This window comes from Priestia sp. P5_B4, from assembly GCF_056400385.1.
Map to the genome: position 1 here is coordinate 1 of NZ_JBFULJ010000956.1, position 1,388 is coordinate 1,388.

The following is a 1,388-nucleotide window of genomic DNA, read 5'->3' on the forward strand; positions in this document are numbered from 1 at the left end:
CGTAATATCTGATTCATCATATTCCTGAAACCAAGCCACTAGTTCGTCAGTGGATAAGCGGTGGTTTTCTGGAAGACCTTTGTTTACTTTGTAATGACGTACTAATGCTACTTTCATTGTGAAATCTCCTTAAAATCTAAGCGCCAAAAACACTTATTCGGCGCAGCTTGATTTTCTTATTTAACGTTATTTTCATCATGCTGAACCTCCTTTCAAATATTTGTAAAATAAGTATAAAATGGATTRAGAAAATTGTAAATACGGAATAAAAGAAGATTTTGAGATAGAATAACTGGAAAATGAAACCTTTTTATAACATAAAACGTATTACTTATAGATAATTCAAACAAATTGAAATACATATAAAAGGGTGGATTACAATGATGGATACAGAGAGAAAAGTGAACATCAGAGAAGAGTTTGGAACTTTATTTGCACAAGGGAATTTTAAGAAGCTTTATGATTGTGTAAGCGAAGAATTTAAACGTCAAGTTTCGCTTCAGCAATTTTTGGAGCAGAGCAAATTGTTTAATCAAGGAGAACAGTTCTACAGACTAGAAACAAATCTCTATTTAACTCCTCAAATTGAGCAGTTTATTTGGTTGAATTCTACGCAGACAAAATTCATCAGCGTTATGTTTGATGAACATAACATTATACAAGCACTTGTGATTGCTCCTATAGAATCATTTTCAGAGAGAGATCGATGGAGTACAAACAAATATACGATGCCGATTCAAAGTGAATGGTTTGTCTATTGGGGAGGAAAGCATGAGGTGTTGAACTATCACCATCCAGTCGAAAAACAAAGGTATGCGTATGATTTAGTCGTGCGAAAAGGAAAGCAAAGCTATAAAAATGATGGAATGAAAAACGAAGATTACTATGCCTATGGAAAAAAAGTTGTAGCGCCGCTTGAAGGAGTCGTTATCACAGCAGTTGATGGTCAAGAAGATAATGAAATTGGACATACGAATAAAAAAAATCCTTTAGGAAATCACGTCATCATTGAGCATGAAGGAAAAGAATACAGTGTGCTTGCGCATTTGAAGAAAGGATCGGTTTCTGTGAAAAAAGGAGACGTGGTTCGTAAAGGAACGCTGCTCGGAAGGTGTGGAAATTCCGGGAATTCATCCGAACCCCACATTCATTTTCACGTCATGGATGCCTCTGACATCGAAACGTCAAAAAGTTTGCGAATTCGGTTTCATGCGGCCATTGAACCGATTCGCGGAGATACGGTTATTCCATTTTTTTACTGATTAAAAAGCCATAGCGTTTGCTGTGGCTTTTTATGCAGGGCTTTCCTCAAATATAAAGTCAAGCAGCCGTTGAAACAAGTAAAGGATAATAGCTACGGTAGTCATGACAAGGAAAAGCCCAAAATG

General features: G+C 36.3%; 1 protein-coding gene. It reads left to right on the forward strand.

The features are described 5' to 3' along the window. The first annotated feature begins 383 nt into the window (after positions 1–383). A complete protein-coding gene (locus tag AC1DRF_RS27850) occupies positions 384–1,262 on the forward strand; it encodes a M23 family metallopeptidase (RefSeq protein WP_477742293.1) in 879 nt (292 codons plus the stop codon). Positions 1,263–1,388 lie beyond the last annotated feature (126 nt).